The organism is Rhodococcus sp. Leaf225, assembly GCF_001426145.1.
In the GTDB taxonomy this organism is placed as follows: Bacteria; Actinomycetota; Actinomycetes; order Mycobacteriales; family Mycobacteriaceae; genus Rhodococcoides.
On sequence record NZ_LMRN01000021.1, the window covers coordinates 333822 to 360701 of the forward strand.

The 26880-nt window shown below is 70.0% G+C and carries 25 protein-coding genes; 13 read left to right on the forward strand and 12 right to left on the reverse strand.

Annotated features, from left to right (window positions below; translation table 11 throughout):
* Window positions 1-20 precede the first annotated feature (20 nt).
* The gene (locus ASG69_RS16690) at window positions 21-1145 is read left to right on the forward strand and encodes a glycosyltransferase family 4 protein (RefSeq protein WP_056446279.1); all 1125 of its coding nucleotides are present in this window, start codon (window positions 21-23) and stop codon (window positions 1143-1145) included.
* Here the strand turns inward: ASG69_RS16690 and ASG69_RS16695 are convergent.
* Entirely contained in the window at window positions 1133-2941 is a 1809-nt protein-coding gene (locus tag ASG69_RS16695; protein ID WP_056445626.1) for an AMP-dependent synthetase/ligase, read from the reverse strand. The two genes, ASG69_RS16690 and ASG69_RS16695, sit on opposite strands and share 13 nt — an antisense overlap.
* A gap of 135 nt (window positions 2942-3076) precedes the next feature.
* Here ASG69_RS16695 and ASG69_RS16700 point away from each other — a divergent pair, with 135 nt between their 5' ends.
* The 6 genes from ASG69_RS16700 to ASG69_RS16725 all read left to right on the forward strand — a co-directional run bounded on the left by ASG69_RS16700 (window position 3077) and on the right by ASG69_RS16725 (window position 7612).
* Window positions 3077-3454 (forward strand): polyketide cyclase / dehydrase and lipid transport, encoded by a 378-nt coding sequence (locus ASG69_RS16700; protein ID WP_056445623.1) that lies wholly within the window; start codon window positions 3077-3079, stop codon window positions 3452-3454.
* Between the two features lie 124 nt (window positions 3455-3578).
* Complete coding sequence (locus ASG69_RS23115; RefSeq protein ID WP_027505826.1) at window positions 3579-4016, forward strand: SRPBCC family protein; 438 nt, start codon at window positions 3579-3581, stop codon at window positions 4014-4016.
* Window positions 4017-4045: 29 nt separating this feature from the next.
* Window positions 4046-5272, forward strand: coding sequence for an ArsA family ATPase (locus ASG69_RS16710; protein WP_268788588.1), 1227 nt, complete (start codon window positions 4046-4048; stop codon window positions 5270-5272).
* On the forward strand, window positions 5265-5663 hold the full coding sequence (locus ASG69_RS16715) for a hypothetical protein (RefSeq protein WP_056445616.1): 399 nt from the start codon (window positions 5265-5267) through the stop codon (window positions 5661-5663). Before ASG69_RS16710 ends, ASG69_RS16715 begins: the two co-directional genes overlap by 8 nt.
* 37 nt (window positions 5664-5700) lie before the next feature.
* Window positions 5701-6684 carry an ROK family protein gene (locus ASG69_RS16720; RefSeq protein WP_056446276.1) on the forward strand — a complete coding sequence of 328 codons (984 nt, stop codon included), beginning with the start codon at window positions 5701-5703 and terminating at the stop codon, window positions 6682-6684.
* Window positions 6685-6874: 190 nt separating this feature from the next.
* A complete protein-coding gene (locus ASG69_RS16725; RefSeq protein WP_027505828.1) occupies window positions 6875-7612 on the forward strand; it encodes a lysophospholipid acyltransferase family protein in 738 nt (245 codons plus the stop codon).
* Between the two features lies 1 nt (window position 7613).
* Here ASG69_RS16725 and ASG69_RS16730 read toward each other — a convergent pair whose 3' ends face one another.
* Entirely contained in the window at window positions 7614-8891 is a 1278-nt protein-coding gene (locus ASG69_RS16730; RefSeq protein WP_082544522.1) for a glycosyltransferase 87 family protein, read from the reverse strand.
* A 39-nt stretch (window positions 8892-8930) separates the two neighbouring features.
* On the opposite strand from ASG69_RS16730, the gene ASG69_RS16735 reads away from it, so the two are divergent.
* Both ASG69_RS16735 and ASG69_RS16740 read left to right on the forward strand, forming a co-directional pair.
* Complete coding sequence (locus ASG69_RS16735) at window positions 8931-9440, forward strand: polyadenylate-specific 3'-exoribonuclease AS (protein ID WP_027505830.1); 510 nt, start codon at window positions 8931-8933, stop codon at window positions 9438-9440.
* A gap of 46 nt (window positions 9441-9486) precedes the next feature.
* The gene (locus ASG69_RS16740; RefSeq protein WP_027505831.1) at window positions 9487-10872 is read left to right on the forward strand and encodes a class II 3-deoxy-7-phosphoheptulonate synthase; all 1386 of its coding nucleotides are present in this window, start codon (window positions 9487-9489) and stop codon (window positions 10870-10872) included.
* A gap of 15 nt (window positions 10873-10887) precedes the next feature.
* On the opposite strand, the gene pknB is transcribed toward ASG69_RS16740, so the two are convergent.
* Window positions 10888-12909 (reverse strand): Stk1 family PASTA domain-containing Ser/Thr kinase, encoded by a 2022-nt coding sequence (pknB, locus tag ASG69_RS16745; RefSeq protein WP_056446271.1) that lies wholly within the window; start codon window positions 12907-12909, stop codon window positions 10888-10890.
* 161 nt (window positions 12910-13070) lie between these two features.
* Here pknB and ASG69_RS16750 point away from each other — a divergent pair, with 161 nt between their 5' ends.
* Complete coding sequence (locus tag ASG69_RS16750; RefSeq protein ID WP_027505833.1) at window positions 13071-13439, forward strand: Rv2175c family DNA-binding protein; 369 nt, start codon at window positions 13071-13073, stop codon at window positions 13437-13439.
* 12 nt (window positions 13440-13451) lie between these two features.
* Here ASG69_RS16750 and ASG69_RS16755 read toward each other — a convergent pair whose 3' ends face one another.
* From ASG69_RS16755 to ASG69_RS16770, 4 genes are all read right to left on the reverse strand, one after another.
* Window positions 13452-14444 (reverse strand): phytoene/squalene synthase family protein, encoded by a 993-nt coding sequence (locus ASG69_RS16755; RefSeq protein ID WP_056445613.1) that lies wholly within the window; start codon window positions 14442-14444, stop codon window positions 13452-13454.
* Window positions 14441-16105: an alpha-(1->6)-mannopyranosyltransferase A gene (locus tag ASG69_RS16760; RefSeq protein WP_056445611.1), complete on the reverse strand. Its 1665-nt coding sequence runs from the start codon at window positions 16103-16105 to the stop codon at window positions 14441-14443. The genes ASG69_RS16755 and ASG69_RS16760 overlap by 4 nt, the downstream gene beginning before the upstream one ends.
* Window positions 16106-16206: 101 nt before the next feature.
* Window positions 16207-17775 carry a phytoene desaturase family protein gene (crtI, locus tag ASG69_RS16765; protein ID WP_056445609.1) on the reverse strand — a complete coding sequence of 523 codons (1569 nt, stop codon included), beginning with the start codon at window positions 17773-17775 and terminating at the stop codon, window positions 16207-16209.
* Complete coding sequence (locus tag ASG69_RS16770; RefSeq protein WP_027505836.1) at window positions 17772-18839, reverse strand: polyprenyl synthetase family protein; 1068 nt, start codon at window positions 18837-18839, stop codon at window positions 17772-17774. The genes crtI and ASG69_RS16770 overlap by 4 nt, the downstream gene beginning before the upstream one ends.
* A 258-nt stretch (window positions 18840-19097) precedes the next feature.
* Here ASG69_RS16770 and ASG69_RS16775 point away from each other — a divergent pair, with 258 nt between their 5' ends.
* Window positions 19098-20144 carry a methylenetetrahydrofolate reductase gene (locus ASG69_RS16775; protein ID WP_081821267.1) on the forward strand — a complete coding sequence of 349 codons (1047 nt, stop codon included), beginning with the start codon at window positions 19098-19100 and terminating at the stop codon, window positions 20142-20144.
* On the opposite strand, the gene ASG69_RS16780 is transcribed toward ASG69_RS16775, so the two are convergent.
* From ASG69_RS16780 to ASG69_RS16800, 5 genes are read right to left on the reverse strand one after another with little or no spacing between them, the layout of a single operon-like run.
* Window positions 20076-21254 (reverse strand): glycosyltransferase, encoded by a 1179-nt coding sequence (locus ASG69_RS16780; protein ID WP_056445607.1) that lies wholly within the window; start codon window positions 21252-21254, stop codon window positions 20076-20078. The genes ASG69_RS16775 and ASG69_RS16780 overlap by 69 nt on opposite strands.
* The gene (locus tag ASG69_RS16785) at window positions 21251-21982 is read right to left on the reverse strand and encodes an LppM family (lipo)protein (protein WP_056445605.1); all 732 of its coding nucleotides are present in this window, start codon (window positions 21980-21982) and stop codon (window positions 21251-21253) included. Before ASG69_RS16785 ends, ASG69_RS16780 begins: the two co-directional genes overlap by 4 nt.
* 23 nt (window positions 21983-22005) lie before the next feature.
* Window positions 22006-22857 carry a carotenoid biosynthesis protein gene (locus ASG69_RS16790; RefSeq protein ID WP_056445602.1) on the reverse strand — a complete coding sequence of 284 codons (852 nt, stop codon included), beginning with the start codon at window positions 22855-22857 and terminating at the stop codon, window positions 22006-22008.
* Window positions 22854-24470, reverse strand: a complete 1617-nt coding sequence (locus ASG69_RS16795; protein ID WP_051613370.1) for a phytoene desaturase family protein — start codon at window positions 24468-24470, stop codon at window positions 22854-22856. Before ASG69_RS16795 ends, ASG69_RS16790 begins: the two co-directional genes overlap by 4 nt.
* The gene (locus ASG69_RS16800) at window positions 24467-25042 is read right to left on the reverse strand and encodes a GNAT family N-acetyltransferase (protein ID WP_231476337.1); all 576 of its coding nucleotides are present in this window, start codon (window positions 25040-25042) and stop codon (window positions 24467-24469) included. The genes ASG69_RS16795 and ASG69_RS16800 overlap by 4 nt, the downstream gene beginning before the upstream one ends.
* A gap of 397 nt (window positions 25043-25439) precedes the next feature.
* Here ASG69_RS16800 and ASG69_RS16805 point away from each other — a divergent pair, with 397 nt between their 5' ends.
* Window positions 25440-25880, forward strand: coding sequence for an SAV_6107 family HEPN domain-containing protein (locus ASG69_RS16805; RefSeq protein WP_235578980.1), 441 nt, complete (start codon window positions 25440-25442; stop codon window positions 25878-25880).
* A 167-nt stretch (window positions 25881-26047) separates the two neighbouring features.
* Window positions 26048-26476, forward strand: a complete 429-nt coding sequence (locus tag ASG69_RS16810; RefSeq protein ID WP_056445599.1) for a DUF3040 domain-containing protein — start codon at window positions 26048-26050, stop codon at window positions 26474-26476.
* Window positions 26477-26880 lie beyond the last annotated feature (404 nt).

Sequence of the window (26880 nt, forward strand, 5' to 3'; positions counted from 1 at the left end):
TCTCCGTCTACGGTGGTCCCATGCGTCGAACGCTGCTGGTGACCAATGACTTTCCTCCGCGGCGCGGCGGCATCCAGTCGTATCTGCACACCTTCGCCCAGCTGTTGCCCGCGGACGAACTGGTGGTCTACGCACCGCGGTGGCGTGGCGACTCCCACGTGCGGTTCGACGCGGAGCAGCCCTTCGAGGTGGTGCGGCATCCGACGACGTTGATGCTTCCGACACCGGCCGTTGCCCGTCGGGCGGCCAGGCTGGTGGCCGACCGACAGTGCGACACGGTGTGGTTCGGGGCCGCTGCTCCGCTCGCCGTGCTCGGACCGCACCTGCGCCGTGCCGGAGCCGAGCGCGTCGTGGCCTCCACCCACGGTCACGAGGTGGGCTGGTCGATGCTGCCGGCGGCGCGGCAGGTGCTCGGTCGTATCGGCTCGACGACGGACGTCGTCACCTTCGTCAGCCGTTACACGCGCGGCCGATTCGCCGCGGCCTTCGGGGCGGACGCGGCCCTCGAACACGTGCCGCCGGGGGTCGACTCGACCGTGTTCGCGCCCGACACGTCGGCACGGGAGACACTGCGCGCGCGCTACGGCCTGGGTGATCGGCCGACCGTCCTGTGCCTGTCGCGGTTGGTGCCGCGCAAGGGACAGGACATGCTGATCCGGGCGCTACCGGGGATTCGCGCGGAGATCGACGGGGCCGTGTTGGTCGTCGTCGGCGGCGGTCCGTACGGCGACACCCTGCGGGCTCTGGCGCAGTCGTGCGGGGTGGCGGATCACGTCGTGTTCACGGGGTCGGTGCCGGCCGAGGAACTGGCGGCACACCACACCCTCGCCGACGTGTTCGCCATGCCGTGTCGCACCCGCGGTGCCGGTCTGGACGTCGAGGGCCTGGGCATCGTGTTCCTCGAGGCGTCCGCGTCCGGCGTGCCGGTGGTCGCGGGCCGGTCGGGTGGAGCGCCGGAGACCGTCGTCGAGGGCGTCACCGGCACAACCGTCGACGGCACCTCGGTCGACGACGTCCGGCGCGCCGTCGTGGACGTGCTGTCCGATCGTGACCGCGCCGCGGCGATGGGGGCCGCGGGACGCGAGTTCGTCTCCACCGAGTGGCGGTGGGACGACCTCGCCGCCCGACTGGCTCACTTGCTGTAGATGGCCTCGATGTCGCTCGCGTAGGACTTCTGGACCACGGCGCGCTTGAGCTTCATCGTCGGGGTCAGCTCGCCGCCCTCTTCGGTGAAGTCCGCCGGCAGGATCCGGTACTTCTTGATGGACTCCGCGTGCGAGACCGTCTTGTTGGCTTCGGCCACGGCAGCATCGATCTCCGCGACGAGGTCGGGATCCTTCGTCAGGTCGGCGACGGTGGCGCCCTCGTCCTTGCCGTTGCGCTGCTTCCAGCCGGGGAACGCGTCGGGGTCGATGGTGATGAGCGCGCCGATGAACGGCTTCTGGTCACCGACGACCATGGCCTGACCGATGAGCGCACTGGCCCGCAGCGAGTCCTCGAGGCCGGCGGGTGAGACGTTCTTGCCACCCGCCGTCACGATGATCTCCTTCTTGCGCCCGGTGATGGCGATGAAGCCGTCCTCGTCCACGGCGCCGAGATCGCCGGTGTGGAACCACCCGTCGGTCAGCGCCTCGGCGGTGGCGTCGTCGTTCTTCCAGTAGCCCTCGAAGACCACGCCGCCCTTGAGCAGGATCTCGCCGTCGTCGGCAATGCGGACGGCGTTGCCCGGCAACGGCTTTCCGACGGTGCCGATGCGCTGTTCGTCCGGCGTGTTCACCGCTGCCGCGGCGGTGGTCTCGGTCAGGCCGTAACCCTCGTAGATGGTCACACCGATGCCGCGGTAGAAGTGCGCGAGGCGCTCACCCAGCGGGGCGCCGCCCGAGATGGCGAGTTCGCACTGCCCACCGAGCGCTGCGCGAAGCTTGCCGTAGACCAGACGGTCGAACACAGCGTGCTTGGCGCGCAGCACGATCGACGGGCCACCGGTGTCCCGCGCCGCGCTGTAGGCGACGGCGGTGTCGGCGGCCGCGTCGAAGATCTTGCCCTTGCCGTCGCCGTGAGCCTTCTGACGCGCGGTGTTGTACACCTTCTCGAACACGCGCGGGACGCTGAGGATGAAGTGCGGTCGGAACGAGCCGAAGTTGTCGACGAGGTGCGGGATGTCGTGGGTGTGCCCGAGTGTCGCGCCCTGGTCGAAGGCGGCGATGGACACCGCACGTGCCAGCACGTGGGCCATCGGCAGGAACATCAGGGTGGTGCGTCCCTCGGTGAGCATGCGGCCGATGGAACTGGCGGCGATACCGCGGGACTCGGCGATCAGGTTGGAGTGCGTGAGCACGCAGCCCTTCGGCCGTCCCGTGGTGCCGGAGGTGAAGACGAGCGTCGCCGGGTCCGAGGAGCGCAGCGCCGCGACGCGGTAGGCCACCGTCGCGTCGGTGATCTGGGCACCGGCGTCGGTGAGGACGTCGATGGCGCCGGGCCGCTCGGCGGAGGCGTCGATCTGCAGTACCGTCGCGACACCCGGCAGCACGGGAAGGATGTTGGTGAGGATGTTCGTGTGGGCCACCGTCTCGGCGATCATTGCGGCGGCGCCCGAGTTCTCGAGGATCCACCGCACCTGGTCCGACGACGACGTCTCGTACACCGGAACGGTGACGGCGCCGGCGGACCAGATCGCGTAGTCGAGCAGGGGCCACTCGTAGCGGGTCGACGACATGAGGGCGACCCGGTCGCCCTGCTTGACGCCGGATGCGATGAGCCCCTTGGCCACTGCGCGAACCTGGGCCGCGAAGTCCGCTGCGCGGACGTCCGACCACCCGTCGCGGGTGGCGCGGCGGTACACCACGACGTCGGGCCGAGTCTTCTCGTGCGCGAACACGGCGTCGACCACCGACGCGTCGTCCTCGATGGTGAATGGTGCCGGGACGGTGAACTCGCGCACGGATTCCTCCGATGTCGTAGCGGTTTCGGACGAGGCTTCACAGTAATCCTGTCCATTCCCCGGATGTCACCGGCACGTGCTCGTCGACCGAGGTCGTCGACGCCGTCGACGAGGGCACGTGGGATTCTGGTCCGCATGAGCAGTGTGCAGGTCGCCGACCAGACGTTCGTCGCGGCGCGGGCCGAGGACGTCGCGGCGCTCGTGTCGGACACCCGTCGATGGCGGGCCTGGTTCCCGGGTCTCACCGTCACGGTCCAGGAGGACCGGGCCGAGAAGGGTGTCCGATGGGTCGTCGCGGGACAGCTCCGGGGAACCATGGAGGTGTGGCTCGAGCCGATGCTCGACGGCGTCGTACTCCACTACTTCCTGCACGCGGAGCCGACCGACGGAGTGCAGGAACCGTCCACCCACCGCCGACGAGTACTGGGCAAGCAGATGTCGTTCGAGATCAAGGCGCTCCTCGAGGCCGGGCGGGCGGCGGGAGAACGGCCGGTCCCGGGGCTTCGGTCTTGACTCGCGGGTACTCGCGGCGACAGGAACCGACCCCGCCGTTCGGGCGGTGCCACCGGACGGTCGATCATGTGGGTACACGGACGCCGATCAGGTGACGGCACGCGGCGCGGAGGGAACGAGTTCCATGGCAGACAAGACCACGAAATCGATCGTCGTCGGAGCGGCGCCGGACGAGGTGATGGCGGTCATCGCCGATTTCCCCAGGTATCCGGAATGGGTCACCGCGGCCAAGTCGGTCGAGATCCTCGAGGAGGGGGAGTCCGGCCGGGCTCGCCGGGTCCGGTTCGTGCTCGACGCGGGCATGGTCAAGGACACCTACGAGCTCGAGTACGACTGGCGGCCGGACGGCACCGCGGTGTCGTGGACGCTCGTCGCGGGGGAGATGCAGAAGTCCCAGGTCGGGTCCTACGTGCTCACCGAGAAAGGTGCCGGAAGCACCGAGGTGACCTACGAACTGACGGTCGATCTCGCCATTCCCATGATCGGCTTGTTCAAGCGCAAGGCGGAGAAGGTCATCACCGACACCGCGTTGAAGGAATTGAAGAAGCGAGTCGAAGGCTGAGCGATCGCGTTTCCGAGACCGCCGCGCGGATCACGTTCGTCGTCGGAGCCGGCGGTGCGGGCAAGTCCACCGTCGCCGCGGCCCTGGCCGTCGACGCACACCGCGCCGGTCGGCGTGTGCTTCTCGCGTCCGTCGACGGCGCGGATCCGTCGGACCTGGTGCCCGACGTCGCCGTCGAGGTGCTGCGCATCGACCCCTCGGCCGTTCTCGAATCGCAGTACCGCCTGCTGACCACGGCTCTGGCGATGGCCGGACGCCACGACCACGGCGCCGGTCCGACGCTGCCGGATCCCGAGGAGCTGACGTCGCTGCCGGGCGCCGAGCCGCTCACCGCGCTGCTCGAGGTGGTGCGCGTCGCCGACAGCGGCGAGTGGGACGACGTGATCGTCGACTGCCCCGGACCGATGTCCTGGCGGGAGATCGTCGCGACCCCCGGAGCTGTCGCGGGGTACGTCGAACGCATCTGGCCACGTCATGCCCGCGTCGTGGCCTCGACGGGCCAGGACGTCCGCGCGGCCGTCCTGGTGGAGCTCGTCGATCGTGTCGTGGCGGCGGCGACGTCGGTCACCGCCGTGCTCGAGGACGACGGACGGACCTCTGCGGTCGTCGTCTCGCGTCCGACCGCGCGGTCCTTCGCAACGGCGCGAGAGCTGTTGGCAGTCACCAGTTTCCACGGCGTCCGCGTCGATCGTGTGGTGGCCGTGGGGGTGATCCCGGACCTCGGGGCCGGGGCGCCGTCGTCCGTGCTGGGCACGCATCCCGGCGTGTTCTGGATGGACCGGGCGCACGCGGAGCATCGCGCGGCGCTGGCGGAGTTCCGCGGCGCTGTGGGCGACCTCCGCGTCGACGTCGTGTCGGCCCAGCCCACCGAGCCGGTAGGGTCGACTGCTCTGGGGGCCGTCGCGGCCGACCTGAACGGGCAGGTGGCGGCCGGACACGGCGGCGCGCTGCCCGCGCTGTCGCCGCGGGTGCGGCACGAGTCCGGGCAGGGCCTGGACTCGGTGTACGTGATGGACGTCCCGCTGCCGTTCGTCGACACGGACTCGGTGGCGGTGGGTCGGGTGGAGGACGACGTGATCGTGAGTGCGCAGGGCAGTCGACGACGACTGCGGTTGGCGTCGGTGCTGCGTCGGTGCGTGGTCACCGGTGCCGGCGTCGACGACGGCGTGCTGTCCGTGACCTTCGCTCCCGACCCGGCGCTGTGGCCGGAGAACCTGCAGAAGGCGGACGTACCGGGGGAGTCCGGCGATGGATGAGGGCCGGCGGGACCTGGCGGCCGAGCTCCGGGTGCTGGCCGAGTTGCTCATCGACCGGGTCGAGCCGGTGCTGCGCCGCCTCGACACCGAGGACGCGCCCGAGTGGCAGGGCTGCTCCTGGTGCCCGTTCTGCGCTCTCGCCGCCGCCCTGCGCGGGGAACGCCACGATCTGCTGACGCTGGTCACCGGTGAGATGGACGGTCTGATCGACGTGCTCCGGGACTTCCTGCAGACCCACGGTTCGGGGCGACACACGCCCGGCGCCGCGGAACGAGCCGACGCGCCGGAGGGCGCTGCGTCACCCGTCGTTCGCCCCGCGAGCTACCAGCCGATTACGGTGACCAGGACGCGTGAACCCGACCCGGCACGCAGACCCGATCGCGACCGGTGACACCGGTCGCCCGCCACCACGTGAGGATGCCGCAGACGTGAGCGCCCAGTCCCGGTCCAGCCGGCCTCTGACCATCGGCATCGACGTGGGCGGCACCAGCATCCGCGCGTCGGTGGTCGACGTCGACGGCCAGGTGCTCGACTCCACCCAGGCGCCCACGCCGCAGTCCTCCCGCGCACTCGAGAACGGCATCGACCGGGCCGTGCGTGAACTCGCGAGCCGCCACGACATCGCGGCCGTCGGTCTCGCCGTCGCCGGGTTCATCAACTCCGACCGCACCGTCGTGCGCTTCGCCCCCCACCTGCCGTGGGTGAACCGCCCGGTCGCGCGAGAGATGACGGAACGCCTCGGCATCCCGGTCATCCTCGAGCACGACGCCAACGCCGCCGCGTGGGCGGAACACCGCTTCGGTGCGGCCGCGGGCGGTGGGAACGTCGTCATGATCGCGATCGGCACCGGCATCGGCGCCGCACTCCTCATCGACGGCAAGCTCTACCGCGGCAGCTACGGCATCGCGCCGGAACTCGGCCACCTGCAGGTGGTTCCCGACGGGCGTCAGTGCGCGTGCGGCAAGCGCGGCTGCTGGGAGCGCTACTGCAGCGGTACCGCGTTGGTGGACACGGCGATCGAGCTCCTCGCCGCCAACCCGCGGGGATCGACGGTGCTCGCGCGTGAGGCCTTCCTCGATCCCGGATCCCTCACCGGTCGACGCATCGCCAACGCCGCGCAGGACGGTGACCTGGTGGCCATCGAGACGATGTCCGAGTTCGCACGGTGGCTCGGCATCGGTATGGCGCTGGTGTCGGACGTCTACGACCCCGACCGCATGGTCATCGCCGGCGGCGTCGCCACGTCGTCCGCGCTGTTCCTGGACACCGCCCGTGAGCACTACGCCGCGCAGATCACGGGCGCCGGCCACCGGCCCCTCGCCCGGATACGCGGAACCCAGTTGGGGGAGGCCGCGGGCATGATCGGCGCGGCCGAGCTGGCGCGCGTCGAGGTGGGCGCGGCACGCGCCTGACCGCCTCGGCGGACGGATTCGTGTCCGGCCGATGGCCGGGTGATGACGGCGGTGTGAGATGTGTCCGAGCTGACGCTCGAACTGTGGCTGGTGTCATAAAGCCCCGGTACAGTTACGCCCACGAGATGTCCGAGCGGGCCGCGGGCATCGCGGTGCGGGTCGCGGGTACTTCGAGAAAGGCATGTCGGGCATGTGGTACTGGATATTCAAGTACGTCCTTCTCGGGCCGGTGTTGCAGGTGATGGGCCGTCCTCGCGTGGAGGGCCTGGAGAACATCCCCGACGACGGGCCGGTGATTCTCGCCAGCAACCACCAGGCGGTGTTCGATTCGTTCTACGCGTGCCTGGTCGTGCCGCGTCGCATCACGTTCCTCGCGAAGAGCGAGTACTTCACCGGCAAGGGCCTCAAGGGCCGCTTCCAGAAGTGGTTCTTCTCGTCGGCGGGACAGGTCCCGATCGATCGCACCGGTGCCTCCGCCGCGCAGGACGCGCTCGACGCGGGACTGCGCGTGCTGGCGAAGAACAAGGTGCTGGGTATCTACCCGGAGGGCACGCGCTCGCCGGACGATCGGCTCTACAAGGGTAAGACGGGTATGGCGCGTCTGGCTCTCGAGAGCGGCGTCCCGGTGATTCCGGTCGCGATGATCGGCACCGCGAAGATGAATCCCATCGGCTCGCGGATTCCGCGCCCCACCAAGCTCGGCGTGAAGTTCGGTAAGCCACTGGACTTCTCGCGGTACGAGGGCATGGCCGGCAACCGGTTCGTCGAGCGCGCCGTCACCGACGAGGTGATGTACGAGCTCATGAAGCTCAGTGGTCAGCAGTACGTCGACGTGTACGCGGCGAGCATGAAGAAGACGCCCGCCCCCGTGGTGGATCCGGCTCCGTCGACCGAGGCCGCGCGCATCCCCGACACCCGCGCGGGCTGAGTCAGACCGCCTCGGCGGTCACCCCGGGGCGTTCGGGACTGCGTCGATCGCGCAGCGGCACCGCCGCCACCGCGATCACGAACACCAGTCCCCACCACACGTAGGACGAGGCCTGGATCTGGTCCCACAGGGGCCAGCCCAGGCCGTTCCAGCGTCCGGGCGCGAGGCGCCAGTGCGACGGATAGTGCAGCAGCACTGCGCCGATCACGGCGAGGGCCACCAGTGCGGGGGCGCGCCGCGTCACGCCGACGTGCACCAGGACCATCAGCATCGGCACCGTCCACACCCAGTGATGCGACCACGACACCGGTGAGACCAGCAGGCCCAGAGCGGCATTGACGCACAGGGCCAGCAGGTACTCGTGTGCCGCCAGAGCGCGTCGCATCGCGACGAGGGCCACCAGCCCCACGACGGCGCTGCACACCATCCAGACGATCGTCCGCGGGCCGTCCGCGAGACCCAGCCGCGCGAGCATCCCGGTGAGGGACTGGTTCGAGATGTACCCCGGCCCGCCGATGCGGTCGGAGTCGAGCAGCACCTCGGTCCAGTACTGCACCGAGTCGCGGAACGTCGCGACGAATCCGAGTGCCGTGAACCCGAGGAACGACAGGCCGGTGACCACGGCCGCCCGGTACTGCTTGCGCAGCAGGAAGTAGAGGACGAACACCGCCGGCGTGAGCTTGATGGCCGTGACGAAGCCGATGAGCAGACCGCGCGGCCACGGGGTGCGCTTCAGCAGGACGTCGAGGACGACGAGGCACATCAACACGACGTTGATCTGCCCGTAGTCGAGGGTGGACCACACCGGTTCGAGCGCGAACGCGATCGCGGTGATGCCGCCCGTGACCCACGCCGTCGTCCCGGCCGACAGGTGCACCAGAGAGCGCAGGCACACCGCCACCGTGACGGCGAGCAGGATCATCGTCATCGCCGTCATGATCAAGGAGGCCGCCGGCAGCGGGAGGACCGCCATCGGCGCGAAGGACACCGCGGCCATCGGGGGATAGGTGAACGGCAGCGGGATGTTCACCAAGGTGCGCGGCAGGACTCCGTAGAGATTCACGCCGTCGAGCAGAGCGCGGCCACCGATGCGGTACACGTCGAGGTCGAGCCGGTAGATCGCACCCCACTCCCGCAGCGGGGGCAGACCGACCACGTTGAACGCGATGCCCGCCACGAGCCCGACGCACACCGCGACCTTCGCGATCACGGCGACCGGTCGGGGCAGCGACGCCCCCGGCCCGGTGTAGGGAGGGGCGGACGGCAGAGTCCACGTCATGGTCGGGGTGGATCCTTTCGGTGACCTAGGCTCGCAGACGTGCGTTACTTCTACGACTGCGAGTTCATCGAGGACGGCCGCACGATCGATCTGGTGTCCATCGGGATCGTGGCGGAGGACGGGCGTGAATATTACGCCGTGTCCACGGAGTTCGATCCCGAGCGCGCGGGCACCTGGGTCCGCCGCAACGTCCTGCCGAAGCTCCCGCCGTTCTCGTCGCCGCTCTGGCGCTCGCGCAGCCGCATCCGCGACGACATTCTTGAGTTCGTGTCGGCGCCGCACGGCACCGTCGGACCGACCGTCGAGATGTGGGCCTGGGTGGCGGCGTACGACCACGTCGCGCTGTGCCAGCTGTGGGGTTCGATGACGGCGCTCCCGCGGATCATGCCGCGGTACACGCGGGAGTTGAAGCAGTACTGGGAGGAGCACGGGTCGCCCGCGCTGCCGCCGGTGCCGGACGACTCGCACGACGCGCTCGCCGACGCCCGGCACAATCTCGCGAAGTTCCGGGCCGTCGAGGCCGCGAGAGCGTGGTCCGGTCGGGAGTGACACACCGCTGGTCCCGGCCGTCGGAGCGGGCGACTACTCTGTACGCGTGAACTGGACTGTCGACGTTCCGATCGAACGCTTGCCCGAGCTTCCCCCGCTGCCCGAGTCGATGCGCGAGCAACTCGACGTGGCGCTGGCCAAGCCGGCGGCGCAGCAGCCCAGCTGGCCCGCCGATCAGGCGGAGGCCATGCGCAAGGTCCTCGAGAGCGTGCCGCCCATCACGGTCGCCAGCGAGGTCGAGGCGCTGTCGGAGAAGCTCGCGTCCGTCGCCCGCGGCGAGGCGTTCCTGCTGCAGGGCGGCGACTGCGCCGAGACCTTCGTCGACAACACCGAGCCCCACATCAAGGGCAACATCCGCACGCTGCTGCAGATGGCCGTCGTGCTCACCTACGGCGCGTCGATGCCCGTGGTGAAGGTCGCGCGCATCGCCGGCCAGTACGCCAAGCCCCGCTCCTCCGACGTGGACGCCCTGGGCCTGAAGTCCTACCGCGGCGACATGGTCAACTCCCTCGTGGCCGACGACGCCGTCCGCCAGCACGACCCGTCGCGCCTGGTCCGCGCCTACGCCAACGCCAGCGCCGCGATGAACCTGGTGCGCGCGCTCACCGGCGCCGGCATGGCCGACCTGCACAAGGTGCACGACTGGAACCGCGAGTTCGTGCAGAACTCGCCTGCCGGTGCCCGGTACGAGCAGCTCGCCTCCGAGATCGACAACGGTCTCAAGTTCATGGACGCGTGCGGCGTCACGGATCCGAACCTGCACCAGGCCACCATCTACGCCTCTCACGAGGCGCTCGTGCTCGATTACGAGCGCGCGATGCTGCGTCTGGACAACGACGACGAGCACGCCAAGCTCTACGACCTGTCGGCACACTTCCTGTGGATCGGCGACCGCACGCGGCAGCTGGACGGCGCGCACATCGCGTTCGCCGAGTTGGTCTCCAATCCCATCGGACTGAAGATCGGTCCCAGCACGACGCCAGAGATGGCCGTCGAGTACGTCGAGCGGCTCGACCCGACAAACAAGCCCGGCCGGCTGACGCTGATCTCGCGCATGGGCAACGGCAAGGTGCGGGACCTGCTGCCGCCCATCATCGAGAAGGTGCAGGCCACCGGTCACCAGGTCATCTGGCAGTGCGACCCCATGCACGGCAACACGCACGAGGCGTCCACCGGCTACAAGACGCGCCACTTCGACCGCATCGTCGACGAGGTCCAGGGCTTCTTCGAGGTGCACAACGAGCTCGGGACGCACCCGGGTGGCATTCATGTCGAGCTCACCGGTGAGAACGTCACCGAGTGCCTCGGCGGCGCCCAGGACATCTCGGACCTCGATCTGTCCGGACGGTACGAGACGGCCTGCGACCCGCGACTGAACACGCAGCAGTCTCTCGAGCTGGCCTTCCTCGTCGCGGAGATGCTGCGCGGCTGATCGCCGGAGCAGAACTCAGGGCAGCGCGGTCAGAGTGACCGTGCTGCCCTTCTGCACTCGGTCGCCCTGACCGGGCGACTGGGCGATGACGAGCGAGCGATCCGTCTGCGCGACCTGGCGCACCACGACGGCGAGCCCCAGGCGTTCGAGTTCCGACCGCGCCGAGCCGACGGTACGTCCGAGCATCGAGGGCACCTCCACGGCCGTCGACACCCGCAGCGTGACGGTCGATCCCGCGGTCACGGACGTGCCGCTCGCCGGGTCGGTCCCGATGACACGGCCGCCGTCGACGTCCTCGTCGAAGACGGAGTCCACCGTCGCCACGGTGATGCCGACCCGATCGAGTTCCGCACGCGCCTGCTGCTCCGTCTCGCCCCGGACGTCGGGAACGTCGACGGGGGGAGCGCCCTTGCTGGTCACCACCCGGACCTCGCTGCCCACCGGCAGGACCGTCCCGGGCGCGGGGTCGAGTGCGGCGACCGCACCGACGGGTGCGGCGCTGCTGAAGGCGTCACCGCCGTCCACGGGGACGAACGTCCGCTCCCGCAGTGCCGCCTCCACCGTGGTCGAGTCCGCGTTCCCGAGGGCCGGGACGGTGGGCCTGCCCTGAGAAACGAGAAGGGTCACGGTCTCGCCCCGGGCGATCCGTGACCCTGCGGGAGGATCGGTTCCGAGTAATCGGTCCACGGGATCGCTGTCGGTGTAGCGGCCCTCGACGGTCGCCGAGAGATCGGCCGCCTCGATGGCGGAGACGGCGGTGGATCGGTCGAGCCCGTCGATCGCCGGCACCGCGGTGAAGCGGCCGGACCCGGCCCACCAGCCGACGGTGCCGAGCAGGACCGCCACGATCACGACGATCGCGAGCCACGTGAGTGCGACTCGACGCGACCTGCGCTTGTCCGCGTCGAAGTCCGGGAACGCGAAGGCTTTCCGGTCCACCGGCTCGGCGGCGGTGGACCGCGGTTTGTCGGCGCCGCGGGGAGTCGCGGTGGTCACCATCCGCGTGTGCTGAACGCCGCCGGTGGACGGCTGCCCGCGGTCGGAGGCGGCGGAGAAGTCGTCCGCGGGGACCGACACGATCTCCGTCTCCGGAGTACGCGGAGCCTGCGGAGCGTAGGGGCGCGGAGCGTTCAGCGTCTCGGCGCTCAGATGCTCGGCCGACCGCGACGGGGACGGCACCCGATAGTGGGGCAGAGCGAGGGTCCTGGTGACCGAGCGCACCGCGTCGCCCATCGTGCCGGCGTCGCGGAACCGCTCCTCGGGCCGCCGCGCCGTCGCGTCGCGCACCAGTGCGTCGAAGTGGGGCGGCACCCCTGCGATCACCGAGCTCGGCGGCGGAACGTCGTTCTCGATGCGCTGGTACGCGATCGAGAGGGAGGTGTCTCCCTGGAACGGCGTGCGTCCGGTCAGCAGTTCGAAGAGCAGGATGCCCGCCGAGTACACGTCGCTGCGCGCGTCGGCCGATCCGGTGGTCACCTGCTCGGGGGAGAGGTAGGCGGCAGTGCCGAGGATGACGCTGTTGGACGTCGTCGTCGACGCGGCCACGGCGCGCACCAGACCGAAGTCGGCGATCTTGACCTCGCCCGCGTCGGAGATCAGCACGTTCTCCGGTTTGACGTCGCGGTGCACGAGGCCACCGCGGTGCGCGACCGCGAGTCCGTCGAGTACGGGTTGGAGAACGGCGGCGACGGCGTGCGGGGGCATGGGACCGCGTTCGCGGAGCAACTCGCGCAGAGTGCCGCCCTCGACCAGTTCCATGACCAGGAAGGCGTGCTGACCGTCGCGACCGTGATCGTGGACGGCGACCAGACCCGGGTGGCTGAGCCGGGCGACAGCGCGCGCCTCGAACTCGAAGCGACGCACGAACTCGGGGTCGGCGGCGAACTGGGGATCCATGATCTTGATGGCCACGGGCCGGTCCAGACGCAGGTCCAGACCCCGGTAGACCGTGGACATACCGCCGCGGGCGATCGGCGCGTCGACGCGGTAACGACGGTCCAGCAGCGCGCCGAGCAGCGACGGACCTGACGTTGTCACCTGCGTCCACTCTCCTGTCGTGTTCTCGCATCGATCGATGCCGATCATCCGATGGTAGCCAGTGTGACGGATGAGGTAGCAGTCACGTGTGCGGGAACACGGCGCGGGAGGCGGGCGTCGGCGAATTGTCCTGGCGGCGGGCCGTGACTACCTTTGACCGCGTGAGTGCCATTCCCTACTGCGACGACGTCCTGCCTGCCGACGAGGCCGTGATCGCGATTCCCGACGCCGCCGAGATCATGGGCGTCCCCGTGACGAAGCTCTACCAGATGGTGCGTGAGCACAAGCTGATCGCGGTGCGCCGCGATCGAGTGGTCTCGATCCCCGCGAAGTTCGTCGGCGAGGACGGCGAGCCGATCAAGTACCTCGCCGGTGCGATCGCGGTTCTGCTCGACGGCGGCTACAACCACCCGTCGATTCTGCGGTGGCTCTTCACCCCGGACGACAGTCTGCCGGGCATGCCGGCCGACGTGCTGCGCGGCGACCACGCCCGCGAGATCATCCGCCGCGCCCAGGCCATGGCCTTCTAGCGCTCGATCGGATCAGGCGGCGCGTGACCCGGGCCGCGGGAGCCGTTCTCCGGCTCTGACGAGAAGACCTCGACCGGCCGCGGTCGCGGCGACACGAGCGCGCCGAGGAGTGCCCACGCGAGAGCGGACGGACAACGACCGGTAACCGTCGTTCTCCACGGCTTCGAGGATGTCCTGGTACAGCGCGAACGCGACCCGGATGCCCTCGCGCGCCCGCGGTTCCAGCAGGGCGATGCCGGGCTCGGCGGTGCGGTAGAGCGCGCGGGTGGTGGCGATGATGTCGGCCAGAGCGCGGCGGACCCTAGGGTCGACGGAGTCCGTGCGGCGGCACCACCACATGAGGTCCTCGTCGACGCCGTAGGCGGTGAGCACGTCGCCGGGCAGATAGATGCGGTCGCGCGCGAGATCCTCGCCCGCGTCGCGAACGAAGTTCGTGACCTGGAAGGCCTCGCCGAGAGCGGACGCCGTCGGGCGGGCCTCCTCGACCGGACACACGGTGCCGAGGACGGGGAGCATCTGCAGCCCGATCACGGCGGCGGAGCCGTACATGTACGTCGACAACTCGTCCATGGTGGCGTAGCGATCCTTGTAGATCGCCGAGTGCGGTACGTCCATGAGCATCGACGTCATGAAGGCTGTGAAGTACTCGGACGGGATGTCGTAGCGACGTGCGGTGTCGAACAGGGCCGCCAGGATCAGCTCGTTGCGCCGGTCGGGTCCGGGCGGGACCGACGTCGGCGGGGCGATGGTCGAGGCGAGACCCTCGTTCAGTCGCTCCTCGATGCGGGTGAGCAGCGCCAGGTCGAGTGCGACCGCCGTGTCGTCGCCGCGCTCGGCGATCATGTCGACGTCGATGATGTCGTCGACCATGCGTGCGAACGCGTACAGCGCGTGCACCGCGGGCCGACGGTCGGTCGGCAGCAGGCGGGTGGCGAGGAAGTACGTCTTACCGTGTTCGGCTGCCACGTCCCGGCACAGCGCGTAGGCCTCGGGAAGATCGGTCACTCGGTCAACTCCTGGCTGGGCTGGTCCGGACGGGGCTGGTCCGAGCGGGCGGTCTCGGCGCGGACGCGCGGGGCCGGGACGAACGTGTTCTCGTGCTCCGGGTGTGTGACGGCCCGCAGGCGGAGGGGATCGACCGTCCGGAGCGACAGCGCGGCCACCACTGCGGCGAACGTCGCCAGCACGACGTGCGGGAACGTGTAGAGACCGATGGACCCGTCCGGCTGGAACACCAACATGAGCCAGGCGGAGAGACCCACCAGCACGGTCAGAGTGGTCGCCGACATGGTGAGACCTGCGGCGACGGCGAGAGGCCACGAGTAGTACCAGGGGAGAGCGGCCGGGGACAGGATCACGATGGCCACCAGCGACACGAGGATGCCCAGCAGTGCGCCGCGCTCCGAGTGGCGAGATCGCCACCACGCCGTGGCCAGGATCGCGGCAAGAGCCACCGCGCACAGCATCCTGGTCACCTCGAGCACGGGGCCGAGCCGAGCGCCCGTGAACCACCCGGTGAAGACCGTGACCAGGTGAGCGAGGATGGTCGGCAGCGAGAGCCAGTTGATGATCTTGGCCGAGCCCGAGAGCGCCGTCAGCCAGCCGATGCCGACGCCGGCCACCAGGGACGCGACGACGAACACCGCGACGAACACGGCGAAACCGATACCTGCGGTCTTCGCGAACACCAGCAGGACGTGCTGGCGTCGCGGCGGGTCACCACGCTCGGCCCGCGCCTCGTTCTCGGTGCGGAGCCGGTCGCGCTCGTGGAGCATCCAGATCCACACCAGGAAGGGCAGCGCGATGCCCGCGGTGGCCTTGATCGCCACGGCGACCGCGACGAGCCCCATCCCGGCGACGTGGTGCCGGTCGAGGACGGCGGCGATGCCGGCCGTCATGAGACCGACCATGAGCATCTCGTTGTGGACGCCGCCGATCAGGTGGATCAGGACCAGGGGATTGAGCACGGCGAGCCACAGGGCCACGGCAGGATCCGCGCCGAAGTGTCGGGCGATGCGGGGGACCGCCCACATGGTGAGGGCGAGCCCCGGCAGCATGGTCAGGCGCAGGAGCATCGTCCCGGCGATCACGTTGTCGCCCGTGAGCGAGGTGATGCCCTCGCCCAGCAGGAGGAACAGCGGGCCGTAGGGCGCGGTGGTGGTGGTCCAGACGTTGCTCACGTTGTCCAGCAGCACACCGGGATTGGCGACGGGACCGACGGCGTACGGGTCGAACCCGTCCCGGAGGAGGGCGCCCTGTGCGAGGTAGGAGTACGCGTCGCGGCTGAACATCGGGACCGCGAGCAGGAGCGGCGCGATCCAGAGCGGCACCACCCAGCGCAGCTGCCGCACCGTGGTCCGGTGACCGAGAGTGGCGCGTCCGAGACGGACCCACGCGGCGATCATGAGCAGCACGCCGATCCACACCATGACGGTCGACAACACGAGTCCGTGCCCGAAGCGGAGCCAGGACAGGTGCATCGCCTCGAGCAGCGGGTCACGACGGCGCACGGCACCCGAGCCGAAACCGCCGAAAGTGATGAGCGCGGACCCGGCCAGACCCACCAACGTGGCGCGGCCGGCGCGTCCCCCGAAGAACCGTCGTGTCGATCGCCACGACGACTCGTCGGTGGCGTCCGCGGCCCGGAGTGGGGAGGACGTCGTCATGTTCCTCCCCGGAAGACGCGACATGCCGGCGACCGTGCGGAAGCCGGGCTGAACTCACGTGAGTTTAGAGGCTCCGGACCGGAAGACGAACCGGCCCGCCGTCAGACGGCCACACGGGCCGAGCGACGCACGGACGGATCGATGCGTTCGGCGGCCAGTCGACCCGAGATCAACACCGTCGGCACACCCACTCCGGGGGTGGTCCCACACCCGGCGAGGACGACGTTGTCGATGCCCTTGACCAGGTTGCGGCGCCGGAACGGGCCGGTCTGGCGGAAGATGTGCGACGCCGAGAACGGGGTTCCCGCGACCATCCCCTGCGCGAGCCAGGTGGCCGGCGTGTCGATGTGGTCGATCTCGAGGTGCTCGGACACGCCGGTGTAACCGCGGCGATCCATCTCGAGCAGGATCTCCCGCACGTAGGGGTCGGTGATGGCGGACCAGTCCAACGGCGCGCTGTCGAGATTGGGGCAGGGCGCGAGGATCGAGATGGGCTCCTGCTCGACGCCGTCGTGCGTGACGCGCAGAGCCGGATCGGTCAGCGAGGTCCGGGTGATGAGCAACGACGGGTCCGACATGAGTGTGCCGCGCCCGCGCGAGGCGGTGAGCTCCTCGAACGTCTCGTTCCAGTTGTGCCCGAAGTCGATGACGTGGTGCGAGCGGGACGACCACCGCGCGGTGACGTCCACCGGCACGCGGCCGTGCACCACGACACAGGACGGTGACGCCCGGATCTTGCGGCGCACGGTGATGCCGGCGGTGGCGAGAAGGCGATCCGTCACCAGGAGATCCGGAGTGAGGATCAGGGAGTCGCACGTGTGCCGCTCGCCGTTCTCGGTCACCACCGCGCGAGCGCGGGTCCCGCCCTTCTCGACGGCGGCCACGCCGGTGGAGAGCAGCAGCGTGCCGCCCGCGCTCACGAACGCGTCGGCCATCGCGTTCGCGATCGACTGCATTCCGCCGTCCGGGAACGACACACCCAACGACGTGTCCATGTGCGAGATCGCGGAGTAGACCCCGAGAGCTTTGGCGGGCGCGACCCCGGCGTAGAGAGCCTGGAAGGTGAAGATACGGCGCAGTCGCGGGTCGTCGATGAGCTTGTCGATCCGCTTTCCGAGTTTTCCGAACCCCCCGAGGCGCAGCAGGGTCAGCGTGTTCGCTCGTGCCGTGCGCTCGCCCACGAGGTCGAGCGGTGAGTCGAAGTTGTCGTCGATGTAGCGGTCGAACTCCGCGTCGAACATCGATCCGATCCACGCGCGGAGCGTGCGGTAGCGCCGAGCCTCGTCCGGCCCGCACTTCTCGCCGACCTCCGCGATCATCCGCTCGGGATCGGAGTGCACGTCGATGGTGGTGCCGTCGGCGAAACGGGTGTGGTACGCCGGATGCAACGGTGTCAGACGCAGGGGAGGCGTGGTGGACTCGCGGGTCGCACCCACCGCGGCGAGCGCCTGATCGATCAGGTCGGGCATCGTGAGAACGCTCGCGCCCGTGTCGATGCGGTAGCCCGGCGCCGCGACGGAACCCACCCGGCCGCCGACGGTGTCGGACCTCTCGATCACGGTGACCTCGCGACCGGTGCCGCGGAGGTGGAGCGCCGCGGCGAGGCCGGACAGACCGGCGCCCACGACGATCACGTGATCGGTGGGTCCGGACACGGTGGCATGCGTCATGAGGTTCTCCTGGTGGCGGTGTAGGCCATGGCCGTGAGCCGCCTCTTGGCGTCCTCGGTGACATCGGACGCGTTAAGCGCCGCCAGGGCGCTGTCGGTCAGTGTGGTGATGCGGCGCTCGACGTCGTCGACGGCACCGAGATCGATCATGTGCGCACGCAGGTCGTCGACGGCAGCCTCGGAGAGGTCGGTGCCGATTCCCGCGCGCAGAGCTGCCGCGGTGGCGGGATCGCGTTCGTCCGCCGCGTCCAGGGCTGCGGCGAGGAGCACCGTCCGCTTGCCCTCACGCAGATCGTCGCCGGACGGCTTGCCGGTCACGGACGGATCCCCGAACACTCCCAGCAGGTCGTCCCGCAGCTGGAAGGCGATGCCGATGTCCGCACCGAACGTGCTGTAGACCTCCAGCAGGTCGGGGCCGGCGCCGGCGAGCGTGCCGCCGATGAGGAGAGGGCGTTCCACCGTGTAGGCCGCCGTCTTGTAGCGGTCGATCTGGAGCGCGGCCTCGACGGAATCGTCTCCACTGGCCTCCACGGCGATGTCGAGCAGCTGTCCGCCGAGCACCTCGGTGCGCATCGCAGACCACACCGGAGCGAGGCGTGCCGACGTGGCGGAGTCCAGTGCCGCCGCGCGGACGAGATCGTCGGCCCAGCAGAGCGCGATGTCGCCCAGCAGGATCGCGACCGACTCGCCGAACTTGTCCGAGTTCCCGCGCCACCCGGCCGCGCGGTGCCGTTCGGCGAAGGTGACGTGGACTGTGGGGAATCCGCGACGGGTCGAGGACGCGTCGATGATGTCGTCGTGCACCAGCGCGCACGCCTGGACGAATTCGAGGGCGGAGCACACGTCGAGGACGGCGTCGGCCTCGGCGGCGTGCGGATCGCCGCCCGCACCCAGGAAGCCCGTCCACGCGAAGGCGGGGCGGATCCGCTTGCCGCCGCGGAAGACGAAGGAGGTGAGCTCTGCCACGGCGTCGGTGTAGATGGGACCGACCGAGTCGACCGTGGCCTGCTGCGTCGCGACGAAATCGCGCAGGGACGTCTCGACCGCATCGACGAACGTCCCCAGGGGCCACTGATCACGGTCGTCCGCGGCGGACTCCGCGTCGAGCGGTCGGTGGGCGGCGGGGCTGTGCGGTGCGGCGGACAGAGTTTCCTCCGGTGTTCGGTGCGGCGGACGGAGTCCGCGGGCAGTCGGTCGGGATGCGGTCGGGTCTCGGGCGCAGCGTCCTGGCACCCCCGACTCTATCCGGGTATTCGGACACGGCGCCGGTGCGGACGACCTGGGGGCCCGAGCAGGTCGGCGCGGGAATCTATGCTGTGAGGCGTGACAGACGAATCCTCCCGCGCGCGGGTCAGCCGCACTCCGTCGGTGATCGACCGGTTGAATTCCGCGGCGCACGGGAGTGTTCCGTTCTCCGTCGAGTTCTCGCCTCCTCGCGACGAGGCCGCCGAGGACCGCCTGTGGCGTGCCGTGCGCACCTTCGAGCAGATGCATCCCGCCTTCGTGTCCATGACGTACGGGGCGGGCGGATCCACGCGTGATCGCACGGTGCGGGTCACCGGCGAGCTGGCGGAGGTCACCAACCTGCTGCCCGTGGCCCACCTCACGGCCGTGGGGCACAGCCGCACCGAGCTGCGCGCGATGGTCGGGGCCTACGCGGACCGCGGCATCTCCAACATTCTCGTGTTGCGTGGCGACCCTCCCGGCGATCCGCTGGGTCCGTGGGAGAAGCATCCGGACGGCGTCGAGTACGCGGAGGAACTGGTGCGGTTGGTCTGCGAGCTGGGCGACTTCCACGTCGGTGTCGCGTCGTTCCCCGAGGGACATCACCGCGCGCCCGATCTCGACCACGACACCCGCCATCTGGTCGCGAAACTGCGTGCGGGCGCCGAGTACTCGATCACCCAGATGTTCTTCGACGTCGAGGACTATCTCCGCCTGCGTGACCGTGTCGCCGCGTTCGATCCGGAGCAGGGCGCCAAGCCGATCATCCCCGAGATCATGCCCATCACGTCGCTGCGCAGCGTCAAGCGTGCGATGGAGCTGTCGGGATCTGCGCTGCCCGCATCCGTCGAGAAGCGCCTGTCCGCCGCGGCCGGGTCCGACCCGGACGAGAACCGGGCCGCCGTGCGCGCGGTGGGCATCGAGATCGCCACCGAGATGGGGGAGCGACTGATCGCCGAGGGCGCCCCCGGCCTGCACTTCATCACGCTGAACTTCGCGAAGGCCACCAGTGAGGTCGTCGGCAATCTCGGGCTCGCCCGCCCGGTTCCGGAGGGCACGGGTGGGATCGGTACCGGATCAGTGCCGGGTGGCCAGAACGCGCGACTTCCACACGAGAGTGCCCTGGCGGCGTCCCCGGTCCGATGAGGCCAGCAGCGCCGAGCCCGCCGCGATGGACAGTGGGTGCAGCGCCGAGGTGACGACGTCGCGGGCCAGCGAGTCGTCGCTGCCCTCCGCGCGCCGCGCAGCGATGCGCGACACCCATCCCGCCAGGTACCCGGCGACTCCCCACCGGCGGGTCGATCCGCGCGCGGCCATCGCGATCGGTGGCAGGACCCATACGGCTGTGGCGATCGCCGAGACGGCGAGAGTGCCTGCAGCGCCGCCGAACTGGGACCAGAGCCACTTCGCGTGACCGGCACGCACCTGCGCGGCGTCGGTGTACATGCGGCACGTCGCGACGCGCCCGCCGTACGCCACTGCCGTCGGGAGACCGCGGGAGCGGACGTGCCGCACCAGCGTCAGATCGTCGGCCACCGCGAAGCGTGTGCACTCGTGTCCGCCGACCACGCGGTAGGACGGTGCGTCGAGCACGAGGAACTGCCCGTTGGCCACGCCCATCGACGGCCGACGGCCTCGATTGGCGGCCCGGACGAGGAGGGTCACCGACCACGACCACGACAGCAGAGGCTGGACGACCCGCTCGATCGTCGTCACCGCCGTCTCCGCGGGCCACGGGCAGAGCATGGCCACGTCGTGCTCGCGGAGAACGGACGCGGCGGCGTCCAGTGCATCAGGATGCAATCGCACGTCCGCGTCGAGGAAGACGACGAGGGTCGGATCGGTGGTCGCGAGCGCGCGGCGGCCGAGGTCGAGGCAGGCGAGGGACTTGCCCATTCCCGGCGCGTCGGCCGGCTCGGTCGTGCGGCCCGCCAGGATCCGGAAACGCGGATCGTCACCCACGACGGCCCGGGCGACGTCCGCGGTCCCATCGGACGAGTCGTCGTCCAGCACGAGCACGGTCATCGCGGACCGGGAGCGCTGAGCCATCAGATCCCGCAGCAGGTCGGGGAGACGGTCTGCCTCGTCACGGGCAGGAATGCAGACCGTGATGCGCTCACCGGCCCGCACCGTCGCCGCGGACGAGGGCAGCACGCGGGGTGCGGTCGCTGCGTTGATCAGGGCGATGCCCGCGGTGGCGATCGAGGCGAGAGAGCCGACTCGAACCGCGTTCCGGGCTCGGCGCCGGGCGGTCACCGGCGGCCGGCCGACTCCGCATCGCGTCGGCGTCCGCCGGAAGCGTCGCGGGCGACGTAGGCCATGCCGCCGACGATGGCCGCGATACCCACGGTGACACCGAAGACGATGCCGGCCCACCCGGCGAAGCTGCGCGTGTTCGGATCCGAGTAGCGCACCTCGGCGCGCAGGGTGCTGCGCTCGCCGGCGGGGAGCTTCCAGGACACCACGTTGTCGCCCTCGCGGGCGCCGTTGGTGGTGGTGACACGAGCGGGGAAGGCGATGGTGAACTGCACGTCGCTGCCCTCGGCGGGTACGGAGCTCAGATCGACCTGGCCGGCGAGAGTGACGAGGTCACCCGCGCGGACCAGGGACAGCTGGTAGAGGCCGACCGACTGGTCGGACAGTGCCGCGAGCTGCTGCACGTCACCGAACGTGAGGTCGCTGAACAGCGCCTCGCTGCCGACGTACCCGTCCGAGTCGTACGGCTGCACCCGGATCTTGCTGCCCAGGCTGTCGGGGACCTCCATGCCCGGTCCGGTGTCACCCTCGGCCGTCGGCACCGTCGCGGCGACGATGCGGCCGGACACCCGATCGTTCGAGGACACGCCCATGGACACCTGTGCCCGGAGGCACCCGGCCAGCAGCGGAACCGTCAGCAGGGCGAGCACGAGGACGGAGACCACGCGGCGCGGTACGGAAACGCGCGGCGACGTGCGAGGAGCAGCGGGGTGGGGCACAGCGGTCATCGTGCCAGGCCGCCGCGACACCGTCAGTGAACGGGTCGGTCAGCGCGGCGTGGCGCGTCGCGAGCGATGTCCGACCGGGGTCGGGACAGGGCGAGGAGGAAGGGGACACCGACGACGCCCATGGCGACGAGGCCGTACAGAGCGGACCAACCGAGGTCCGGCAGGAAGACCGCATGGGCGAGAGCAGAGCCGAGCCACGTCCACACGAACAGCCCCCACGGCACCAGCGGGCTCACCGTGGGCGTGCGCATCGGTGACCGCCCCAGGACCTCCATGGCGGCGGCCATGAGCGCCGCGACGAGCAGCCATCCCACATAGTTGGTCCACGGGATGCCGTCGAGCCCGGGCAGGGGAGCGAAGGGACTGCACCAGGTCCACTGACCGTCGGCCACCATCTGAGGGTCGAGATACAGATCCCACCCCACGACTCCGACGGTCGTGAGTCCCACGCGGGTGAGCACCGGTCGGCGCATCCGCTGCGCGACGACGGTGGCGGCGCACCACACCGGGTACAGGCCGGCCGTCCAGGCGAACGGAACCACCACCGGCACGTGGGCCAGGGAGGGTCCGATGCGGTCCTGCGCGTACTCGTAGCACCCGAAGGGCATGCCGGTTCGCGTGCCGATGATCTCGGCCGTCAGACCGATCCCGGCGGTGAGCAGCACCATGAGCGTGGCCCACCCGGCCCCGCGTGCGCTCGCCGCGTGCGTGACGCAGGCGGCGGCGAGCAGAGCGACGACACAGAACGTCACGGCGTCCTTGACGCCGCCCGAGACGAGCGGGTAACTGATCTGCGCGAGGACGGCCGCGACGGCGAAGCCCACCGCGACGGGTGTGGCTCGCCCCGACGCGCGGAGAGTGTCTCCCGACCTCATCGGCGGCCCGGGAGAGCGGCGCCCAGACGCGACGCCACGCGCTTCAGAGGACTGCCCGCGCGTTCGGCGATCGCGAGCCGGGCGGCACTGCGGCCGCTGGATCCGGAGACACCGCCGCCGGGGTGCATCGAGGCGCCGGTCAGGAAGAACGACGGGGCTCCGGGCACGGTCATGTCCGCGAGCGCCGGCATGGGGCGCCACATCATCATCTGGTGCAGTGACATCTCGACGTGCATCACGTTGCCCCCGACGAGCCCGAGTTCCTGTTCGAGGTCCCACGGGGACTGGGTGTGCCGTTGCAGGATGCTGTCGGCGAAGCCGGGGGCGTACTTGTCCACCTCGGCGACGATCCGATCACCCTCGAGTTCCGCCACCTCGGGGCTGCCACCTCGCCAGCTCCGACCGTCGGCCAGTCGGTACGGGTGCCACTGCGACCACAGCGAGACCTGGTGTTCGCCGGGCTTCGCGATCGACGGGTCGACCGCGCTGAAGCTCATGGCCAGCACCACCGGCGCCGGCGGGAGATCGCCTGCCGATGCCGCTCCGTGCGCCCGACGGAGCTGGGCCCGGTCGTGTACCAGCAGTTGCAGTCCGCGGCTGGACGACTCGACGCCGGGAGCGCCGGGATACTGCGGCAGCGACGACGTCGACGCGCGGACCACCATGCCGATGCCCGGCCCCACGTCGATCTGCCGTCGCCACGACTCCGTCGTCGCCGTGTCGAAACCGCCGGCGTCGAGGAGGTCGAGCGTGGTCAGGATGTGGCACCCGGCGATGACCGTGCGTGCGCGCACCTCCTCGCCACTCGCGGTGCGGACCGACCATCCGTCTCCGACACGCGTGACCGACACGACGGCGTCACCGAGGGTGACGGTGCCTCCGTCGGCCTCGATCTTAGTCTGCAGCGCGACGCTCAGCGCGCCACTGCCGCCGACGGCGCGGCCGGGCGGGGTCGTGTGCATCAGAGCGTTGAAGGCCACCATCGGGGCCGTGCCGGGCTCGGACATCGGCGGACCGGACTGGGCGCCGAACCACGCGAGAGCCGCTTTCAGGCGCTCGCTGTCGAACCACCGGTTCAGAAGCGAGTCGCCCGACGCGAGGAACTCGCGGGACAGGGCCGCCGCACCGTCGCTCGCGTCCATGCCCCAGAAGGAGGACAGCAGAGCCCTCCCGGTGGGCGGACTCCCGAACGACGTCATGACACGTGCGCTGCGGGGCCCCCACAGTGCGACGAACGCGCGGTACGCGTCCGCGTCCTTGCGTCCGCACGCCGCCTCGATCGAGGCACAGGTGGCGTCCAGGTCCACGGAGAACACGATGCCCGGCTCGTCGGTGCCGGGCGGAGGCGGCGCGAACGCCCACGGGTCGCAGTCGAGATAGCGCAGGCCGTGATCGGCGAGACGCAACTCCTCGATGATGCCGGTCTGCCGGATCATGATGTGCGCGGACGAGCCCCGATCCACCTTGTGGCCGGGGAAGCGCTCGACCGTGGAGGCCGCGCCTCCGACGACGGTGTCTCGTTCGAGGACGCGGACGGACCATCCGGCATCGGTCAGGTAGGCGGCGGAGACGAGTGCGTTGTGACCCGATCCGACGACGGCGGCATCGATCACGTGGTCGGCCCCTCTTCTGTGGTGGTGTCGAGACCGAGTCCGGTCCCGGGTGTCAGGGGTAATTCGCGGCCGAGCACCGCGAAGGGTCGGGCGTCCCCGGCGAAGTGGAATCGGCGCACGACGTCCTGGAACCCCGTCCGCCGGTAGAGACGCCATGCTCGATTGTCCTCGCCGGTGACCTCGGGGGTGGAGAGCAGCACGGAACTCTCCCGGCGGCCCGCCATGAGGGCGAGCAGGAGCCGTTCGCCGAGACGGTGCCCCTGAGCCTCGGGGGAGACGTGCAGCTCGGTCAACTCGACGTAGTCCGAGAGGACCCGCTCGGCGTTCTCGGCGGACCACCCCGCTCGTCGCATTCCGTCGCGGACCTGCTGATGCCACCACTGATGTGGCGCTCCGCGATAGCAGTAGGCGATCGCCACCAGGTGGTCGTCGTGTGAGACTCCTCCCACCGCGCCCCACCCCGGCCGCAGGATGTGCTCCGCCCACATCGGCGCCCGATGCAACTCGGTTCCGCGCGGGTAGCCCATCGCGGCGACGTAGACGGACAGGGCTTCGGTCAACCGTCGGCGCATGTCCTGCGGGGTGAGTTCGATCAGACGAATGCCCTCGTCGGAGGGGCCGCCTCGGGCGTCGTGAACGGTACTCACCTCGATCCCTCGCATCGTGTCGGACGTCCGCGCTACAGTGAAGTCATCGAACACACGTTCGAACGAATCGACCTCGGGTCGATCGGCCCGACATCGGGTCGATCGCGCGAGACGGTCCGGAGAACATGTCCGACCTCCATGCTTACATCGCGCTCGATCGGCCCGCTCAGGGGAGTAACCGACAGGCCGACGGTGTTGAGAAGGACGTGGGACGCCGATCGGTTCACGTGTCGGAGAGGGAGGTAGCGCAATGGCTCGGAGGACGGGTGGTCACACTGCGGCACGCCGCAGCTCTGCAGACCGCACGGAGGGTGGTGAGACGATGACGAACGGCACGGTGGTCTCGTTCGACGCCTCCGCGGCGCCGTCGCGCACGCACGCCCGCGCCCGCATGTTGCTGCGTCGCGCGGACGCCATTCTCGGTGACGCGGCCGGTGCACCGTCGGCGGCCGACATGTTCCTCGAGTCCTACGTCGCCGCGTTGCGCGGTGCCGGCGCCCTGCTCGACGCGGTCGATCCGGTGCCCAAGCGTGGGGCGTCCCGCAGCGCCTGGGTGCGCATGCGGACGGCTGCGCCGGAGTTCACGGAGTGGGCGTCGTACTTCGCCGCGTATTCCACGCTGCGTGCGTCCATCGAGGCGGGCTCGGCCGATCGGCTCGACGCGGCCGAGGCGGACGAGTTCTTCTTGCAGGTGGGACGCTTTCTGCACCGCGTCGAGGACCGTGTGACCTCGCGGTCCGACGCGGTCGCGGTGCCCGCGTAGGCCTGGTCGCCACCACGGAGCGACTTTTTCTCGCATACTGGTGGTGCAGGTAGGTGGCTCGCCGCCGATTCTGCTCGTATCATCGACAACAGGTAGCCGGACCGATCGGCTACCTCTCACTTCTGGCCAAGAAGTGAGAGCCACCATCCAGTGCCGGGGGAGGTACCGTGCCACTCTCCGAGCACGAGCAGCGCATGCTCGACCAGATCGAGAGCGCTCTCTATGCCGAGGACCCCAAGTTCGCGTCGACCGTGCGCGGCGGACGGATTCGAGCCGCATCCACGCGGCGTCGTTTTCAGGCCGTCGCTCTGTTCGTGATCGGCCTCATTCTGCTCATTGCAGGCGTGGCCCTCCCGTTCAAGCCCGGTGGATTCCCGATCATCAGTCTCGTCGGATTCGTGTTCATGTTCGGCTCCGGCGTTCTGCTCTTGCTGCGCAAGCCCACCGCGCCCCAGTCCGAGCAGACCGAGGGCGACAACCCGCCGGCACCGGGAAGCGGCCCGCGCCGTTCCGGTTCCGCACCGCGCCGAGGTCCTCGCAAGGGATTCTCCTCGCGGATGGAGGATCGTTTCAAGCGACGGTTCGACCAGGAATGAGAGAGACCGGAGCGGTCACATCGACCGCTCCGATTCTCGCGTGAGGGGCAGCACGCCTCTCACACCGATGCTGTGACACATCAGCGCGGCACCCACCACGGGTGCCGCGCTGATGCCGTTCAGGGCCCCGTGGGTGTCGATCCCCCCACCGCGCCCCACCGAGGGTGGTCTCGGCCCCCGGATCCCCACCACGCCCCACCCGGCACCCCTGGCGACTCTGCCGCGCGCGGTCACCCGGGCCCGTGACGCGCGAACGTGCCGTTCGACCTCGGATTATCCGGTTCACGGGTGCCGCGGAACGGTGGGGGACACCTCCACCACGCGCACGTGGGTCCTCCCGCTGCCGGATCGACTTCGCCGCTCTTTGTGCGTGCGACCTGGCCCTTTAGTGACGAGTCACTGAA